We start from the raw sequence: 17,728 nt of genomic DNA on the forward strand, positions 1-17,728 counted from the left end.
CGACAACACCCCTACCACCAGCCGAGAGCACCCCTCCCAGTACTCCCGCAACGCCACCACCGCGCCCCGTGAACCGAGCAGCCCACCGAGGCCACCAAGCCGACCAGCGCTATCGACGGGGACTCTCTCCCTCCGCCCGCAACAGAAGGCACAACGACACCGGCCCACAACAGGGGCAACTCCCCTCCGAATAAACGCTGTTGCGCACCACCGCTGTGCCCTACGGTCCCGCCGTGGGGAACGCAACGGAGGAACCCTCAACCGTCACGTCCGGCATCATCACAGGCCAGCGGCTGGCCCCGCCTCCGCTTTCCCCCATCAGCGCGGTCGCGCTCTACCGATGGATCACGCCCTCTGGCTGCGACGGCTACGACAGCCACGACGAGGTGACAGGCACCGTCCACGAGTACCGGGAAACGTAGGAGTACTCGGAGCACTGGGAGCGGACGACCTGGGAGGAAGAATGACGGCGACCGGCCGACCCGGTCGCCGCGCCGCACTGCCGTACGCCACGACAGAGCCCCCGCCCGGGAAACCCGGCGGGGGCTTTGGTGGTTGCTGCGGTTGCTGTACTTCGCTGCTGTACAGCGCAGCAGGCTGCCCCAGGCATTACGAGGCGGGCCCCTTTGCCTCCTCGAGCAGGAAGGTCTCGTCGTCCCCGAAGTCCGGGGCCTGGAAAGGGTTTGTCGTCGGAGGCGGCGATGCTGCAGTGGAACAGCGGGGTTGCCCTTCCAGGGCGGAGAACAGCGACGTCAGATCGATGGGAGACCTCCCTTGCGTTACAGGTCCCTGAAGGAGCCTGGCGTGCCGTGACCGGGCACAGCGGTCCTACAGCTTGGTCATCTTGGCGTACGGGCTCAAGATCCGCATTTGCGCCGAGCCGAAATCCACGAGCGCCGCGATTCCATCCTCGATGTGGATCACCCGACCGAGGCCGTAGACGTCGTGTGTGACCTGGTCGCCCTTGGCGAAGTGCTTGGGCGCAAGCGTGACCGGGGCCTTGAAGGGGCTGGTAGGCAAATGACGCTTCGGTGCATCGGGCTTTGTCATTGCCCCCAGTATGCGCCTATCTGCATCCCGTTGGCTGCGGCCGTCCGTGGCCGATGCTCGGCACCGCCCCGGACGACAACCCCCCGCTTTAGCGGCGAGGTTGGGCGATCATGGATCTGACCTGCGGTTTTCCGGGCCTGACGACGTCTGTCCGCGCTGGGTTGGTGGGGTGTTGCGCTCGTTCCGGTGCTGCTTTGGGCGGGACAAAGCGTCTGGCGGGTCACCCTGCGGGCACTGCGTGGCGGGGGGCCGGGGGCCGGGCGGAGCGGGCCGGAGGCACGAGCGGCGCCCGAGCCCCCGTGCCCGCGCCGGCCCGTGTGAGGGGCCGGTGGAGTGTGATCCGTAGTCAGTCCCCGACTGAGTACGGTCTCTGACCGCGCGGCCTCGACGTAGCACCCTGGAATAGTGGGCGGCGCCGGCTGACCCCGTTGCTGTACTTCACTGCTGTACCCCACGACAAAGCCCCCACCCGGAGAACCCGGCGGGGGCTTTTGTCTGCTGTGCGCTCGGCAGGATTCGAACCTGCAACCTTCTGATCCGTAGTCAGATGCTCTATCCGTTAAGCTACGAGCGCTTGGCTTTCCGGCGGTTTTTCTTGCCGGTCGGCGTTGCGGGAACAACATTACATGACCTGCGCCGTTAGGCGAAATCCGATTGCTGCACCCGCTCTGACCTGCGAAAACGCCCTTTCGCCCGGATGTGGAGGATCAGGCCGGCCAGGGGGAGTCTTCGATGATCTGGACGAAGTTCGGGCGGGTGTAGTCCGCTTCGAAGCGGTCCAGGACGTCCGCCTTGACGTTGCCGAAGGTGGTCTGGGGGCGGTGGGCCAGCCCGGTGTGGAAGGCGCGGAGGATGTGGCGCTTGAAGTCGGGGCGCGGGTGGGCGGCGACGACCGCCTCGCGGGTTTCCGGGGGCAGGGTGTCGTAGCCGATGCCGAGGACGTCGAGTTCGACGCCGGCCGTGACGAGGGCCACCTCGGGGGCCATGTGGTGCGGGATCTCCGGGGTGGTGTGCAGGGCGATGCCCTCCCAGACGAGGCGGGCGCGGTCCTCGGGGATGCCGCGCGCGATCAGGAAGGCGCGGGCCTCGTCGGCGCCGTCGAGTTCGAAGCGCTGCTGGGAGGTGCGGAACTTCTCGGTGAGGCCCAGGTCGTGGAAGAGGGCGCCCACGTAGAGCAGCTCGGGGTCGAAGGCCAGGTTGTGGCGGAGGCCGTGGTGGGCGCCGAAGAGGTAGACCCGGTGGGAGTGGTGGTAGATCAGGTCGTCGGTGAGGTCGCGGACCAGTTCGGTGGCCTCGCGGGCCAGCCGGCTGTCCGGGACCGGGATCCCGGCAAGGGCGAGAGCGCGGGCACGGGACGACATGGTGGAGGGGGTGGAGGGGGTGGAGGAGGCAGACGGGGCAGTGGGGGCGGAGGCGGTGGTGTTGGTGTTCATGGGGGAAGCGTCGCCCGGTGGGGGTGGCCGGCGCCCGGTGCGTACGGGCCAGGGAGCCCACGGATAGGGACATGCGGGCGGGCCCGCCGGCCGTGTCAGCGGGCGGTGGTGTGGAAGCGGGAGCGGTAGGCGGAGGGGGTCACGCCCAGGTGGCGGAGGAAGAGACGGCGGAGGGACTCGTCGCTGCCGACGCCGGTCCGGCGGGCGGTGACGGTGACCGTCTCGCCGTTCGCGAGGAAGGTCTGGGCGGCCTCCAGGCGCACCGCCTCGACATGGCCGGCCGGGGTGGTGCCCAGGTGCTCGCGGAAGAGCCGGGTCAGATGGCGGGGGCTGAGGCCGGCGCGGGCGGCCAGCGCGGTGTTGGAGTGGTCGGCGGCCGGGTCGGTGGCGATCGCGTCCAGGAGGGCGCGCAGCGCGTCGTGGCGGGGCCGCGGTGTGCGGGCGGGCACCGAGAACTGTGACTGGCCGCCCGGCCGCTGCATGAAGACCACCAGGTCGCGGGCGACCTCACGGGCCAGGTCGGGGCCCTCGTCGGCCTCCACGAGGGCCAGCGCGAGGTCGATGCCGGCGGAGACCCCGGCGGAGGTGAAGAGGTCGCCGTCCCGGACGTAGAGGGCGTCCGGGTCGACGGTGAGGGTGGGGTGGCGGGCCGCGAGGGTGGCGGTGTGGCGCCAGTGGGTGGTGGCCCGCCGCCCGTCCAGCAGCCCGGCCGCGGCCAGGGCGAACGTCCCGGAGCAGACGGACGCGACCCGGCGGGAGCGGCCGGCGAGGGCGCGGACGGAGTCCAGCAGGCCGGGCGGGAATCGGCCCTGGGTGAGTTCCTCGGCCCCGGGGACGAGGACGGTGTCCACGGGGCCGGCGGTGTCCGGCACCGCCGCGTCGACCGCCAGGCGGGTGCCCGAGGCGGTGGTGACGGACCGGCCGTCGGGCGAACAGATGTGGATCTCGTAGCGGCCACCGAGGCGGGCGGCGGCGCTGAAGACCTCCAACGGGCCGGTGACGTCGAGCAGTCGGGCGCCCTCGAAGGCCAGCATCACGATGCGGCGGGGAGCGGGGCCGCGCCTCTCGGACGCGGACCGGGGCGGCGGCGTCGACCTCGGCAGGGGCATGGCGATCAGCGTAGGACGGCGGAGGGGGAGAGGAGAGGAGGAGAGGCCGGGCCACGGGGAGGGAGCGAGGCGGCCAGGGCCGGCCGGGGTGGGCCGTGGCGGTCGTGGCCGCCGTGGCCGCCGGGAAACAGATCGGGCCCGGTCGTGATGACCGGGCCCGGGTGTTACGCATGAGCGGAGGCGGAGGGATTTGAACCCTCGATGGGCGTTAAAACCCAAACCGCATTAGCAGTGCGGCGCCATAGACCGGACTAGGCGACGCCTCCACACACCTCACACGCGCGAACGCGATGTGGCGTGGACAGATGATGACACAGCTCCAGGGCCTGTCACCAATCGCCCCCTACGGTACTAGGCCCGCGGCCTACCCGGCAAAGACGTTCCTGCGGCGCAACGTCGGGCGCGGCGACGCGTTAAAGAGGCGGGCGGCACCGATGCTCATGTGTGGTGCGCCCCCGGTGTGTACGGATCGCGTACCGCCGTCCGTCCCGTCCGGGCCCCACCGCCCGCACTCGCCCCCAGGAGTCCGTGATGTCCCGTCGCCGGATCCCGTCCCGGTCGCTGTCGCTGTTCGCCGCCGCCGCGGCCGCCCTGTGCGCGGTCCCCGCGCTCGTCGCGGCGCCGTCCGCCTCGGCCGCCCCGCTCCCGCTGCCGTACCACCACGACGTCCTGCCGTACCTGGGCCACCTGGCGCCCGATGCCGCCGCGCACCGGCCGGCCGGGCGGCGCGGGGACCACCTCACGATCACCGTCCGCCACTCCGGTGCGGGCCGGACGGACGGCAGGTTCGAGCTGTACTGCCACCCGCGCGGCGGGAGCCACTTCGACGCCCGGCACGCCTGCGACCGGCTGGACCGGATGACGCGGTGGGGCAAGGACCTGTTCGCCCCCGTGCCGCAGGGCGCGCAGTGCACGATGATGTACGGCGGTCCGGCGCAGGCACACGTCACCGGGACCTGGTCCGGGCGCCAGGTCAACGCGGACTTCCGGCGCACCAACGGGTGTGAGATCGAACGCTGGGGCCGCTTCGAACCCATGCTCCCCAAGACCGTTTCCTGACCCGGTTCGTGCCGGAGTAGCGCGCCAGGTCAGGACGAGTGGGCACATGTCGGGCGTGCGGTGAGTCGCGTCGGGCCGCGGCATTGCCGGGGCGTCATCCGCCTCCGCGTCCCCGGCATGTGCCCGTAGACTCCATCCCAGCGGTCCGCCATGGTGGGTCGGCAAGGTGCGGTAACAGGGAGGAAGCGTCTCGTGAGCAGCAGGCCATCCCGAGGCGCTGCTCGCCTCGCAGCCATACTGGACGCCCTCCCCGACGCGTTGTTGCTCGTCAACTGCAACGGCACCGTCGTCAACGCCAACGCCATCGCCCTGGAGATGTTCCAGGCCCCGGGCACGGCCCTGGTCGGCCGGGGTCTGCTCGACCTGTTGCCGACCTTCGACTCCAAGCGGATCCCCGGTTCCATGCGGCGCCGCGACGAGGAGGTCGAGGGCCGGACGAAGCCGACGCGGATGATCGCGCGGCGCACCGACGGCAACGAGCTGCTGGTCGAGGTGACCAGCGCCAATCTGGAGGACGGCCGCACCCCGTACGAGTCCGCCTTCGAGGCCGCCTACGCCGACCACCGCGGCTACACCGGCGACGAGCTGCTGATGCTCGTGGTGCGCGATCTGACCGGGACGGTGGACACCGAGACCGAGCTGGCGCGCCAGCAGCGGCAGACGGAGATGATCCTGCGGGCCGCGGCGGAGGGCGTGGTCGGCGTCGACTCCGAGGGCCGGGTGGTCCTCGTCAACCCGTCCGCGGCGCAGATCCTCGGGTACCGGGCGAGCGAGTTGGGCGGCAAGGAGCTGCACCCGCTGATCCACCACTCGCGGCCGGACGGCTCGGCGCTGCCCTGGGAGGACACCCCGCTCGCCGACACCCTCAAGTCCGGCCGCAAGCACCGGGTGCGCGGGCAGGTGCTGTGGTCCAAGGACGGCCGCTCGGTCGCCGTCGATCTGACCACGGCGCCGGTGCGGGACGGCGACCAGTTGGTGGGCGCGGTGATGACGTTCACCGACCGGCGGCCGTACGACGCGCTGGAGGCCCGGCACACCCAGCTGCTGGCCGTCCTGGGGCAGTCGCTGCGCGGGCCGCTCACGGAGCTGAGCGGCGAACTGGGCGCCCTGGCCTCCGACCCGGCGGGCCAGTTGTGGCCCGAGGCGAACCAGATCCTGCACCACCTCGCGGCCGGCCACGCCCGGATGACGACGCTGGTCGACAACGTGCTCAGCTACCAGCGGCTGGACTCCGGCAAGGAGAAGCTCAACCGCACCAAGGTGTCGCTGGACAAGGTGGTGGCGGCCGGTGTGGAGGGCGCGGTCGAGCTGATCGGGCCGGGCCGGGCGCAGTTCGCGGTGCACGCGCCGCCGATAGCGGCCCTGGTCGACGCGGAGCGGCTGGCGCAGGCGCTGTCGCACCTGATCGCGGACGTCGCCGGGGTGGACTCCACCGGCCGGCAGGTCGCCGGTGACGGCACCGCCGGGCCGGGCGGGCGTCCGGTGCCCGGCGACTCGACGATCGTGGTGGCCGCGGCCAAGCGCGGCGAGGTGGTGCGCATCGAGGTGCGCGGGCCGTTCGGCGGCGGCGATCCGGTGCACGGGCCGATCGTCCGCGGGATCGTGCGGATGCACGACGGGTTGATCCAGACGCATGCGGTGCCGGGCGGTTCCGGCGCGACCGGCAGCGCGTACGTGCTGGAACTCCCGGTGCTAATCGACGAACCGGAGCCGGCGCCCGAGGAGCCGGCGGCCGAGGAGGACAAGACCCCGGACGGCGAGGCGAAGTCCGACGGGGACGGCGCCGCCGCGGGCGGTCCGGGGACGGACGGCGGCGGGCGGCCCGGCGCGGCGGAGACCGCCTCGGGTGCGGAGGCGAAGAGCGGTACGGCCGGCGCGCAGCCGACCGGCCGACGGCGGGCCCGGCACTCGGGCGCGGCGCCGGCCGTCGCGGCGGACGGCACCCAGGGCGCGGGGCTGCCGGCGGACGCCGAGGCGGCGCCGCCGAGCGGCCGTCGCCGGGCGCGGCCGGCGCCGGAGGGCTCGGCGCTGCCCGCGCTGCCGTCCGGAGCCGGTGACGGGGCTCCGGCCGGCACTCCGGCGCACGGTCTGACGCCCGCGGTGAGCCCGGCGCTCGGGCCGGTGCCGCCACAGGGCCAGGCCCAGGGCCAGCCCCAGGGACAGCAGGCGGGGCCGCCGCAGGGACAGCAGCTCGCGGCGCGTGCGCAAGGTCCGGTGCCGGCCGGTGGCCGGCGGGCCCGGCGGGCGCTGGCCGAGGCGCCCGAGCGGGCCGCCGAGCCGGACGGGGCCGGTGCCGCCGCCCAGCCGCCGGCCGCTCCGCGCTCGGCGTTCGCGCTGCCGCCCGCCGCGGCGGACCGGGCGCCGCAGCCGCCGACCGCGCAGCCGGCGCTGCCCGCGATCGCCGGCGGGATGCCCGTCGCGCCGGAGGGCGGATCGCAGGACGCGGCCGGTACGGGGCGGCGCCGGGCGCGCCGTCCGGTGGCCACCGGCCCCGAGCCGACCCCCGAGCCCCCGGCCGGACAGCCGGCCGAGACGCCCGACTCCCCCGAGGCGCAAGGCACTTGGGGCGGCGAGCCGACCGGTCGGCGGCGCGCCCGGCGGGCCGCCGCCGAGGAGCGCGCGGCCGCGGCGATGGCCGATGCCGAGGCGTCCGGCACGTTCGTCGCGGGCCCCGAGGGCCTGGTCGCCCAGCCGGCCGGGCCGACGGATCAGGACGTGCCGGCCGCGGCGACCGGCACGGCCACCGGCAGCGCGCCCGGGATCGCCGGCGCCGCCGCCCCGGCCACGCCCACCGGCCGCCGCCGGGGCCGGCCCAGCGCCACCGAGGAGACCGCGGCCGGCCCGGCCGCCGGCCCCGCGCAGGGCGGGCCGGTGCCGCCGCAGGGCGTCGCCGTGCCCCCGCAGACCCGGCAGCCGCTGCCGCCCGCCGAGGACGACGGGCACACCGCCGGGCGGGCGTTCAGCGTGCGCACGCTCGGCCAGGGGGTGCCGTTCGCCCAGCAGTTGGCCGACCCGAAGCGTCCGGCGCCGCAGCCGGGCATCCCCGCCCAGGGCGGCACCGCCACGCCGCCGGGCGGCACCGCCACGGGCTCGGGCCGCCGCCGCAAGCTCGCCGCGCCCCCGCCGGAGGGCGAGCGCGGCACCGCCGCCGAGGCCGCGGCGTCCGGTGCCCTGCCGCCGCAGGCCGCCGGGCCGCAGCCGCCCGCCCGGACCAAACAGCCGGGCCCGCAGCCGCACCTCATGGACGCCGGCGAGGGCCGGACGTTCGCCGTCTCCGCGCCCGACGAGGGCAGCGAGGGGCCCGAGCCGCTGGACGGGCCGAACGGCGCGATCGAGGTGATGGAGCGTCAGCGGCCGCCGATGGACGACGAGTTGCCGCCGGAGCCGCTGGACAACCCGCGCCGGCTGCTGGTCTGGCCGGCGCCCGACGTCGCCACCCAGCAGGCGCTCAGCGACCGCGGCTACCGCCCGGTGATCGTCAACTCCCGCGAGGAGGTGGACGCGCAGATCGCCGCGTATCCGGCGGCGCTCTTCGTGGACCCGCTGACCGGCCCGATCACCCGCACCGCGCTCCAGTCGCTGCGCCAGGCCGCCGGCGCCGCCGAGGTGCCCGTGCTGGTCACCGCCGGGCTGGGGCAGGCGACACGGGAGGCCGCGTACGGCGCCGATCCGGCCGTGCTGCTCAAGGCGCTCGCGCCGCGGGACGGCGAGGACCAGCCGCCGCGGGTGCTGCTCATCGAGCAGAACGACGCCGTCGCGGGCGCGCTGACCGCTTCGCTGGAGCGGCGCGGCATGCAGGTGGGCCGGGCCGGGGCGGACACCGACGCGGTCGCCCTCGCGACGCAGCTGCGGCCCAACCTCGTCGTGATGGACCTGATGCAGGTGCGGCGCCGCCGGGCCGGCATCGTGGACTGGCTGCGCGCCAACGGGCTGCTGGACCGCACCCCGCTGGTCGTCTACACCGCCGCCGACCTGGATCCGACCCAGCTGCCGGGGCTCGCCTCCGGGGAGAGCGTGCTCTTCCTGGCGGAGCGCTCCACCAGCGCCGAGGTGCAGGGCCGGATCGTGGACCTGCTGGCGAAGATCGGGACGAACTGAGGGTGGGCCCGAGGGCGGGCCCACCCCTCGGGGTCAGCTCAGCAGCGTCACGTCCAGCTCGCCGTCCGCGTACTGGCGCCGCAGCACCTTCTTGTCGAACTTGCCGACACTCGTCTTCGGCACCGACGGGATCACCGCCCACCGCTCCGGCAGCTGCCAGCGCGCGATCCGCTCGCCGAGGAACGCCCGCAGCTCCTCGTAGGTGATCGCCGATCCGTCGGTCAACACCACGGTGGCCAGCGGCCGTTCGCCCCACTTCTCGTCCGGCACGGCCACCACCGCGGCCTCGGCGACGCCCGGGTGGGCCATCAGGTGGTTCTCCAGCTCGACCGACGAGATCCACTCGCCGCCCGACTTGATGACGTCCTTGGCCCGGTCGGTCAGGGTCAGATAGCCGTCCGGCGTGATCGTGCCCACGTCGCCGGTGCGCAGCCAGCCGTCGGGGCTGAACTTGTCCTCCGGGCGCAGCACCGCGCCCTGAGCGCCGCCGTAGTAGGCGCCCGCGATCCACGGGCCGCGCACCTCCAGCTCGCCCGCCGCGGTGCCGTCCCAGGGCAGTTCCTCACCGTCCGGGCCGATCAGCCGGGCCTCGACGGAGGCCGGGAAGCGGCCCTGGGTGGCGCGGTAGGCCCACTCCTCCTCGTCGTCCACCCCGGCCGGCGGGTGGGAGACGCAGCCCAGCGGCGAGGTCTCGGTCATCCCCCAGGCGTGCACCACGCGGATCCCGTGCCGCTCCTGGAAGCCCCGCATCAGGGCCGGCGGGCAGGCCGAGCCGCCGATGACGACGGTGTGCAGGCAGGCCACGTCCCGCTTGTGGGCGTCGAGTTCGGCCAGCAGGCCCTGCCAGATGGTCGGTACCGCGGCTCCTATGGTCGGCCGGATCGTCTCGATCATCTCGGCGAGCGGCGCCGGCTGCAGGAAGCGGTCCGGCATCAGCAGCGACGCGCCGGCCATGAACGCCGCGTGCGGCAGTCCCCAGGCGTTGACGTGGAACATCGGCACCACCGGCAGCGCGATGTCGCGGGAGCCGAGGGCGAACGCCTCCGCGGTGTTGACCTGGAGCGAGTGGAGGTAGAGCGAACGGTGGCTGTAGAGCACGCCCTTGGGCTCGCCGGTCGTGCCGGAGGTGTAGCAGAGCGCTGCGGCCTCCCGCTCGTCGATCTCCGGCCAGTCGTAGCGTTCCGCGCGCCCGGCGAGCAGTTCCTCGTAGTCGTGGACCTGGGCGTGGGCGTCGGCCAGCGGGGTGCGGTCGCCGGGGCCGACGACGACCACGTGCGCCACCGTGGGCAGTTGCGGCAGCAGGGGCGCCAGCAGCGGGATCAGGGTGCCGTTGACGAGCACCACCCGGTCCTCGGCGTGGTTGACGATCCAGGCGAGCTGTTCGGCCGGGAGGCGCAGGTTGAGGGTGTGCAGCACCGCCCCCATGGACGGGATGCCCAGGTACGCCTCCATGTGTTCGCTGTTGTTCCACATGAGGGTTCCGACCCGCTCCTCGGCGGCCACCCCGAGGGTGTCGCGGAGCGCGTGCGCGAGCTGGGCGGCCCGGCGGCCGATCTCGGCGAAGGTGCGGCGGTGCGGCTCGGCCTCGCCGGTCCAGGTGATGACCTGCGACTTTCCATGGACCGTGGATCCATGGGTGAGGATTCGCGAGACCGTGAGCGGTACGTCCTGCATCGTGCTGAGCACCGGGTTGCCTCCGCTTTGTTACGGGCGGGTAGTGGTGCTGCGATTGTCGATGCGTACCAGGCGGTATGTCACGCCTCCATGGCGTGTTCTTTTCCTCTCAGCGGCGGAAACGGCCGGGAACACGCCCAGCGCGCGGCGCCGCGCACTCCCGCGCGTCACCACCGTCGTGCAGACCACCGTCGCCCTCGCCGTCCTGCTCCCGGCCATCGTCGACGCCTCCGGCATCCCCGCATCCCTGCCGTGGGTCGCCGGCTCCCTCGCCGTCGCCGGCGGCCTGGCCCGCGTGATGGCACTGCCAGGCGTGCAGGCCCTACTCCCCGGCTGGCTCCGCAGCGCACCGCCCGGCCGCACCGACGGCACCGGGGGCGGCGCGTGACCGACCATGACCCCGGCGACGTCGCCCTCGAACTCGAACGACTTCGGGGAGCCGTCGAGGCAGGGTTCGCCCGCGTCGACGGTGCCCTCGCCCTCGTCGTCCAACGCTCCGACCAGACCGACCGGCGCCTCGCCGACCTCGACACCCGCCTCGACGCCGTCGAACGCCGCCGCTGGCCCCTACCCAGCATCGCCGCGCTGGTCGGCGTCGTCGGCTTGTTCATGACCGTCTGGCAAGCCACCGCCACCCGGTGAACTCGCGTCTCCTCAGCAATTAGCGGCCCGCCCCGATGCATCAGGGCGGGCCGCTTTTGCCGTATCCAGCTCTAACCGTGGCGCCTGCCGCCTGGTAGCACCGCGACGGTTGTTGCCGGTCGCCACTGGCGGCTAGCCCTACGTGCTAGGCGTCGGCTGGTGCAATGCCTCGATGGCTGAGGACCTGCCGGGCCAGCGCCAATGTGTAGTCCTGCCCTGCTGCTGCGCTGTCCGACTTCTCGGGATCCTTGATTGTCAGCCGGCCAACGTGCAGTCCCTCATGGCCATAGATCATTTTGGCGGGCTGGCTACTCCCGTCCACCTCCAGTTCCCATTCCGCGTCCCGGAGTTCCACCGATCCCGGTTTCAGGACCACGCGGCTACTCCATCCGGTGCACAGCACCCACTCAGTTGGGTGTGGGCTGTGGCGCGCCGCCACGTCCATGAGGTGCACGTCCGGCACCTCCGGGACAGCGAGGTACCCCACCACGGCATCAATGCCGAACTGGCCGGTGGTCGTGTATGCGACAGCCCCGACCACGTCCGGCCAGAAATGAAGCAGGGGGAAGATCGTCACACGACCGGTGCCCGACATCATCCTTCTTGCCACGGTTCTCCCTCATAGTTCCGAACGCGAACGGCCCCGCGCCAGTCTTCCAGCGCGGGGCCGCTCGTACTAGTCGATCACCGTGCTACGGCGCCTAGTTGTCGCCGCACCCCTGGCTAGGGTTCCCCTCCTGACCGTCTGAGCCATCGCCAGCTTCACCCTGCGAGTTCTCCTCGTCGCCCCTGACGATGACCGTCCGCTGTAGTGCTTCCTTGAGCGTCACGTGCTGTGCCTCCTCAAAGATGACCAGTACGAGGCGGTTTCCTCGAACTGTCGTGCACTTGCTGACCCGGCCGACTGTCGCTGTCCGTGGAAATAGCCAACCGGGGTCTTACCCGCCCCCCGCCGAGACTCGCGACTCGGGGGAATGTCGATTGTCGTTAACAGGGGACGGAGCCTAAAGGGTGTTATTCGCCATCTACGACGCATCAACCTGCGCGCGTTACCCCACTATGGCCGGCCTCATTCACCTTCGAGTCTTTGTATGGGCGCTTCGGCTGGTCTCTTGTGCACAAGTTGCAGTGAGGGCAATTCTTGATGGCACGCGGACATTCATTGATGGCTGCGGACGCAGCCATCCTTTCCTAGTTGGTACCCCGCCCCGGGAAACCGAACATGTCTGGAATCGCGGGGCGGGAGTTTAGCGCCGCCTCGGGAGCACCCAGCCCCGAGGCGGCGTTTTGCGCTCCCCCCTGTGTCCACTGATGCGCAGGACCGGGGCCGAGGGGGTTTTAGGGCCCACCGTGAGGAGCGCACCCGGTAGTGCTACCGGGGGTCTACTGTGGGACACAAGCGGCACGGCCGTCTGTGGTAGGCCAGCGCCTTTTTCAGCGACCAGACTTCTACGCGCTGCGTGGTGTGTTTACCCATTTCAGCGCAATCGTTGACGGTGTGGTAACTCTTGCCGGCAGGAGTGACGTAGACCGAGGTGGTGATGGCCGGATTACTCATGAGGCGCCCTACTGGTCGTCTATCTCGGCGGCCTGCGCGTTTCTGGCCGTCCAATGTCGCTGGATTGCCAACAAGACGTCGATTTTATGGTTAATGGTCTGCACCATTTCCCGGGCTTCTTCGACCCTGACGCGTCCGAGGTCCATCGAATACGACTCATCGCATGTGATGCACTCGTTTCGGATCTGGATATCCGAAAGATCCACACCCAGGCGGCGAAACGCGTTGACCAGATCCAGTCCTGCGGCTACTGCCTCTTCGCGTTTTTCATCGCGAAAGAACGACGCATCTACCGGCTCAATCTCCTGATACACCGCGAGCCTCTCAGACCGGGGGAAGATGTTTACTAGGGATAAGGGGGGTGTCCCAGTCATGGCCCCCTTTACACGACGGGGATGCCTGGCAGAAAAACCCTCTGCGGCTGCATGACCAGCACCCGTGATGCCCCACACCATTTATCCCGGTGTGCTGAGGCGTGAGCAGTAGGACGAATTCCCTCGTCCACGTTGCGCCCCCGCACCCCCGGCACACGAGATGAGGGCCGGGGCAGCTACCACCCAATGGACCCGATTACGAACAGAATGACGCCAGACACGATGAACGCAAACCCCGCGCCGACAACCCACCCGTCGATGGAGAACCACCAGCGCCAACGCTTTTGACTCTTTTCCAGCGCTTTGGCGATGCGTTGAGTGGTATCGGGGTCAACCGTCCCCAATACAACGCGGTCATGGTCGGCGGTCACGGTCAGTTCGGGCAGGTGCAACCGCACGGCCGCAAGTGCCTCGCGTAGTCGCGTCAGTGACGCATCTACGGATCCTTGGGTGCAGGTCATACGGGGGGCTCGGTGCGTGCCGTGGCCGGTCAAGACTCTCACCGTCCGTACCTCCTTCGGGCATTTCCCTCACGCACACGGGCCCGTAGCGAGCGCAGCGTGGGCGAGTCGTGGTCCTGGTGCTGCTTCTCGTCGGCCGGCGCCGAGTCAGGACACGACGCGCCGCCGCAGCGGCAAGGGGGGAAGTTAAGCGCCGACCGGATCGGTGCTTCGCTGCACTCGGAGGTTTCAGACATGGTCCACCAACTTGCGAAGATCCGCCTCAACAACCCGCGGGATGGAGCATGTTGGGGGCCTATAGGGTCCACGTGGGACGCCAGGGGGCAAGATGGCCCACTTGTTGAACCAGACGTGCCTGTCGTCGCCTTCCCTGGGGACCAGGGGAGAGCCTCCGAGCATGGATCGGCTCCTCTCCGTAGCGGGGGCGCTACCGGGGAGGTTCAGAGTGGACTACAGTCGGCACACCCATCAACTAGGGAAACCTGATTGCTGAGTTGAGGTCGATCACGGTGAACCGCAAGGAGCTGGACCCCGAAGCGTCACCCGGTGCCCGTTTCGGGGATCGTTTGCGCAGGTTACGGGACGAACACGGCTGGACGCAGGATGAGTTGGGGGAGCGTATCGGGTGCACGGGGGCGCATGTTTCGGCCGTAGAAACTGGTCGGAGGCCACCAACTCAACAGTTCGCGATTGGAGCCGACAAGGCCCTTGGGACCGGTGACCTGTTCGAGCGTGAGTGGCGCGAGATCAGGCACGGCAGCCTGTTGGAAGGGTTCCCGGAGTACGTCAGGCACGAGGGCCAGGCCGCAGAGATCCGGCTCTTTGAAATGGGTGTGATCCCCGGCCCGCTTCAGACTCGGGAGTACGCGGAAGCTCTGGAGGCGGTCAACGTACAGAGAGGGGACCTCACTGCTGAGCAGGCTGCCGAACGGGTGGACTTCTTGATAAAGCGGCAATCAGCGCTTGTCCGCCCCCAGGCCCCGTTGGTGATTGTGGTCCTGGATGAGAGCTGCATCCGAAGGCCGGTCGGAGGCCCCGCAGTCATGGGGAGCCAGTTGGCCCATCTGATCGAGTTCGCCGAGCAGCCAAACACGTCGCTACAGGTAGCCCCGTTCACCATGGGGGAGCGACAGCCGTTCCGCCGGCTGGTGCACCTGCTCACGCTGGCGGACCGGTCTGCGGTTTCCTACGTCGAGTCGCAAACTCAAGGACACCTAGACCGCGAACTCGCCACTGTGTTGCCCCTGGTGAGGGCCTACCATCAGCTACAGACCGAAGCGCTCTCTCAAGCGGATTCCGTTGCCATGATTGAGCAGGCACGAAAGGGCACCCCGTGACGACCGAACCCCTCAACTGGATCAAGTCCTCCTACAGCGGTAGCAACGGTGGATCCTGCATCGAATGGGCCCCAAAGCACGCGGCGGCCACGGGTGAAGTGTGGGTCCGGGACAGCAAGAACCCGGACGGCCCGCACCTGACTCTGACCGCCGATGCCTTCGCCGGGTTGGTTGCCTTCGCCAAGTCCCAAGACTGATGGTTCCAATCAGTCGGCCGAGCCCCGCCACTCCATGTCGTCGGAGCGGCGGGGCTTTCGCATGACCGCATCAAGGCTGGCGGGGGGGCTCGCCGCTGACCGCCACGTACGGCAGCGGCGCCCCCGTCGGGATCTCTCCCGGCGGGGGCGCCGTATTTCTGGGCGCAGATCACGCCCGGCGGTGGTGCCCCTTTAGATGCACTGACGTGAGTCAATGCCCCCGACGGAGGGAACTCCGTCGGGGGCGCCTTGTCGCGTTTTCCCAGGTCACAGGCCGAGTGTTTTACCCCCACTGCTGCACATGAGGGTTCCGACCCGCTCCTCGGCGGCCACCCCGAGGGTGTCGCGGAGCGCGTGCGCGAGCTGGGCGGCCCGGCGGCCGATCTCGGCGAAGGTGCGGCGGTGCGGCTCGGCCTCGCCGGTCCAGGTGATGACCTGCGACTTTCCATGGACCGTGGATCCATGGGTGAGGATTCGCGAGACCGTGAGCGGTACGTCCTGCATCGTGCTGAGCACCGGGTTGCCTCCGCTTTGTTACGGGCGGGTAGTGGTGCTGCGATTGCCGATGCGTACCAGGCGGTATGTCACGCCTCCATGGCGTGTTCTTTTCCTCTCAGCGGCGGAAACGGCCGGGAACACGCCCAGCGCGCGGCGCCGCGCACCCCCCGCACCCCCCGCGCCCCCGCGCCCCCCGCGTCACCCGTGCGGGCGCGGCGGCTACACCACCGGCGCCGGCTTCGGGGCCACCGTCTGGAGGACGAGGACCGAGAGGTCGTCCTCGACCGGACCGGTGCCGAAGTCGTGCGCGGCCCGCCGGATGTGTTCCGCGAGCGCCTTGGCGCCCAGCCCGAGGCCGTCCCGCAGGACCTCGATCAGCCCGTCGTTGTCGTCCAACTGCCAGTTGCCGCAGCGGCGTTCGGTGACCCCGTCGGTGACGCACAGCAGCGTCTCGCCGGGGGCGAGGGTGAAGGTGCTGGCGTGGTACTCGGTGCCCTCGTCGATGCCCAGCAGCATCTGCGGGTCGGCGGCCGGCTCCACCGCGCCGTCGGTGAACATGTGGAGCGGCGGCGGGTGCCCGGCGCTGGCGACGGTGCAACGGGTCCCGGGGACGCCCGGATCGACGGCCAGCTCCCCGTACAGCAGGCTCAGAAAGCGGGAGCTGGCCTGTTCACCGCCGAGCTCCACCGCCTCCGCGCTCTCCTCGGCCATGGCCAGGTTCAACCGCCCGAGGACCGATTCGACGCCGTGGCCCTCACGGGCCAGCAGGCGCACCAGGTGGCGGGCCAGTCCGGTCACCGACATCGCCTCGGGGTCCTTGCCCTGGACGTCCCCCAGCAGGAAGCACCAGCGGCACTCGCCCATCGGGAAGATGTCGTAGAAGTCGCCGCCGACGGTCTGCCCCTCGCCGTGCGGTTCGTAGACGATCGCGGTGTCCACGCCGGGGATGCTGGCCAGCGAAGCGGGCAGCTGACGGCGCTGGAGCGCCAGGCTGATGGTGGTCTGGCGGGTGTACTGGCGGGCGGTGTGCACGGCCTGGGCGACCCGCCGGGCGACGTCCTCCACCATGCGGACGACGGTGTCGGTCATCTTCAGCCGGCCCGCCCGGCCCAGCAGCAGGACTCCCTGGAGTTCACCGCGCGCCACCAGGGGGAAAGCCAGTGACGACCCGCCCGCCGAGGACGCGCCGGCGCATTCCGGCCAGGGCCAGGCGGTGCCGCCGGGGCGGACGATGTCGGTGGGCGGATCGCGCACCAGGTCGGTGCGGAGCGGCCCGATCCGCCGCTCGTCGACGTGCCAGACCCGGGAGAGCTCCATCCCGCCGCCCTCGACGCTCAGCCAGATCGCGCACCAGTCGGCGAGGCGGGGCACCAGCAGCTGGGCGGCGAGCGCGGTGACCATGTCCTGGTCCAGCTGGCCGGCCAGCAGCTCGCTGGTCTCGGCGAGGAACGACGGGCCGCCGCGGTCGGCCCACTCGGCGGCGTCGCCGTGCGGCGGGCCGTCGTGCCCGCCCGGCACCCGGACCGGGGTCGCGGCCCCGTGCGGGTGCCGGGCGGGCCCGCGCGGCGCGGCCGTCTCGCCCTCGGTGGCCTCCAGGCGGAACCAGACCGTCTTGGTCGCCTTGCGGTACGTCACACCCCAGGACTCGGCAAGCGCGCTGACCAGTTGGAGGCCGTAGCCGGGCTCGCCGCTGCGGGCGTCCACCCCGCCGCGCACCACCCGCGAGGGGTGCCGGTCGGAGACCTCCAGGACGACGGCGACGGTGGCCGGGCCCGGCGGCGCGGAGCCGCCCCCGCGGGCCTCGCCGCGGGCGGCGCCGGCCGGCTTGCGCCCGTACTCCAGCCGGCAGGTCACGTCGATGTCGGTGCCCGCGTACATCACGGCGTTGGTGACCAGTTCGCTGACGAGGAGGACGGCCTGGTCGATGAGTTCCTGGCTGATCGCCGCGGCGCCGGGGGCGGCGTCGGGGGCGGCGGCCCGCTCGGTCAGCAGCGTGCGCACGAAGCGACGGGCGCCGGAGGCGGCCAGCTGGTTCGCCGGCAATCCGGTGCGGGAGACCGTTTCGGTCTCGTGCGGCGTCGTCGTCCGCGGGGACAGCGTGGTCACTGCGCCCCCTGAAGAACCTGGGCAAAGCGTCTCATTACGGGCGCTTTATACTATGACATATCTGACCAATACGATCAGTTCCGGACCTCCTCCGGAACCCGTCGGGGCGCCAGCGGATCCGGCTCCGGAGCG

General features: G+C 71.3%; 15 protein-coding genes, 2 tRNA genes and 1 pseudogene. 7 read left to right on the forward strand and 11 right to left on the reverse strand.

The features are described 5' to 3' along the window. The first annotated feature begins 233 nt into the window (after window positions 1-233). A complete protein-coding gene (locus SNOUR_RS19340; RefSeq protein WP_159425876.1) occupies window positions 234-422 on the forward strand; it encodes a hypothetical protein in 189 nt (62 codons plus the stop codon). Between the two features lie 406 nt (window positions 423-828). On the opposite strand, the gene SNOUR_RS19345 is transcribed toward SNOUR_RS19340, so the two are convergent. The 5 genes from SNOUR_RS19345 to SNOUR_RS19365 all read right to left on the reverse strand — a co-directional run bounded on the left by SNOUR_RS19345 (window position 829) and on the right by SNOUR_RS19365 (window position 3,858). Continuing rightward, window positions 829-1,050, reverse strand: a complete 222-nt coding sequence (locus tag SNOUR_RS19345; RefSeq protein ID WP_067348820.1) for a hypothetical protein — start codon at window positions 1,048-1,050, stop codon at window positions 829-831. Between the two features lie 501 nt (window positions 1,051-1,551). Beyond that, window positions 1,552-1,624, reverse strand: a tRNA-Arg gene (locus SNOUR_RS19350). Window positions 1,625-1,757: 133 nt separating this feature from the next. Beyond that, entirely contained in the window at window positions 1,758-2,411 is a 654-nt protein-coding gene (locus SNOUR_RS19355; RefSeq protein WP_067358519.1) for an HD domain-containing protein, read from the reverse strand. Between the two features lie 167 nt (window positions 2,412-2,578). Then, window positions 2,579-3,592: a GlxA family transcriptional regulator gene (locus SNOUR_RS19360; protein WP_079142776.1), complete on the reverse strand. Its 1,014-nt coding sequence runs from the start codon at window positions 3,590-3,592 to the stop codon at window positions 2,579-2,581. A 175-nt stretch (window positions 3,593-3,767) separates the two neighbouring features. Continuing rightward, a tRNA-Ser gene (locus SNOUR_RS19365) sits at window positions 3,768-3,858 on the reverse strand. Window positions 3,859-4,123: 265 nt separating this feature from the next. Between SNOUR_RS19365 and SNOUR_RS19370 the strand changes: the two genes are divergently transcribed. Together SNOUR_RS19370 and SNOUR_RS19375 are read left to right on the forward strand one after the other, a co-directional pair. Then, the gene (locus SNOUR_RS19370; RefSeq protein ID WP_067348824.1) at window positions 4,124-4,651 is read left to right on the forward strand and encodes an SSI family serine proteinase inhibitor; all 528 of its coding nucleotides are present in this window, start codon (window positions 4,124-4,126) and stop codon (window positions 4,649-4,651) included. Window positions 4,652-4,843: 192 nt separating this feature from the next. Then, the gene (locus tag SNOUR_RS19375) at window positions 4,844-8,749 is read left to right on the forward strand and encodes a PAS domain-containing protein (protein ID WP_067348826.1); all 3,906 of its coding nucleotides are present in this window, start codon (window positions 4,844-4,846) and stop codon (window positions 8,747-8,749) included. Between the two features lie 33 nt (window positions 8,750-8,782). Here the strand turns inward: SNOUR_RS19375 and SNOUR_RS19380 are convergent, their stop codons facing one another. Further along, window positions 8,783-10,435: a long-chain fatty acid--CoA ligase gene (locus SNOUR_RS19380; RefSeq protein WP_067348829.1), complete on the reverse strand. Its 1,653-nt coding sequence runs from the start codon at window positions 10,433-10,435 to the stop codon at window positions 8,783-8,785. Between the two features lie 166 nt (window positions 10,436-10,601). On the opposite strand from SNOUR_RS19380, the gene SNOUR_RS19385 reads away from it, so the two are divergent. Next, complete coding sequence (locus SNOUR_RS19385) at window positions 10,602-10,811, forward strand: hypothetical protein (RefSeq protein ID WP_067348831.1); 210 nt, start codon at window positions 10,602-10,604, stop codon at window positions 10,809-10,811. Then, complete coding sequence (locus SNOUR_RS19390; RefSeq protein WP_067348833.1) at window positions 10,808-11,065, forward strand: hypothetical protein; 258 nt, start codon at window positions 10,808-10,810, stop codon at window positions 11,063-11,065. Before SNOUR_RS19385 ends, SNOUR_RS19390 begins: the two co-directional genes overlap by 4 nt. 145 nt (window positions 11,066-11,210) lie before the next feature. Here the strand turns inward: SNOUR_RS19390 and SNOUR_RS19395 are convergent, their stop codons facing one another. From SNOUR_RS19395 to SNOUR_RS19405, 3 genes are all read right to left on the reverse strand, one after another. After that, window positions 11,211-11,663 carry a hypothetical protein gene (locus SNOUR_RS19395; protein WP_159425877.1) on the reverse strand — a complete coding sequence of 151 codons (453 nt, stop codon included), beginning with the start codon at window positions 11,661-11,663 and terminating at the stop codon, window positions 11,211-11,213. Window positions 11,664-12,631: 968 nt separating this feature from the next. Beyond that, entirely contained in the window at window positions 12,632-12,937 is a 306-nt protein-coding gene (locus SNOUR_RS46230) for a hypothetical protein (protein ID WP_159425878.1), read from the reverse strand. Between the two features lie 236 nt (window positions 12,938-13,173). Next, window positions 13,174-13,395, reverse strand: coding sequence for a hypothetical protein (locus SNOUR_RS19405; protein WP_067348841.1), 222 nt, complete (start codon window positions 13,393-13,395; stop codon window positions 13,174-13,176). A gap of 572 nt (window positions 13,396-13,967) precedes the next feature. Between SNOUR_RS19405 and SNOUR_RS19410 the strand changes: the two genes are divergently transcribed. Then, window positions 13,968-14,795, forward strand: coding sequence for a helix-turn-helix domain-containing protein (locus tag SNOUR_RS19410; protein WP_067358521.1), 828 nt, complete (start codon window positions 13,968-13,970; stop codon window positions 14,793-14,795). Further along, on the forward strand, window positions 14,792-14,992 hold the full coding sequence (locus SNOUR_RS19415; RefSeq protein ID WP_067348842.1) for a DUF397 domain-containing protein: 201 nt from the start codon (window positions 14,792-14,794) through the stop codon (window positions 14,990-14,992). The genes SNOUR_RS19410 and SNOUR_RS19415 overlap by 4 nt, the downstream gene beginning before the upstream one ends. A 300-nt stretch (window positions 14,993-15,292) precedes the next feature. Here SNOUR_RS19415 and SNOUR_RS19420 read toward each other — a convergent pair. Next, a pseudogene (locus tag SNOUR_RS19420) lies at window positions 15,293-15,508 on the reverse strand (fatty acid--CoA ligase); the annotation flags it as partial. A 201-nt stretch (window positions 15,509-15,709) separates the two neighbouring features. Further along, a complete protein-coding gene (locus SNOUR_RS19425) occupies window positions 15,710-17,596 on the reverse strand; it encodes a SpoIIE family protein phosphatase (protein WP_067348846.1) in 1,887 nt (628 codons plus the stop codon). Between the last annotated feature and the right edge of the window lie 132 nt (window positions 17,597-17,728).

The sequence above is a fragment of the Streptomyces noursei ATCC 11455 genome (genome assembly GCF_001704275.1).
Lineage (GTDB): Bacteria > Actinomycetota > Actinomycetes > Streptomycetales > Streptomycetaceae > Streptomyces > Streptomyces noursei.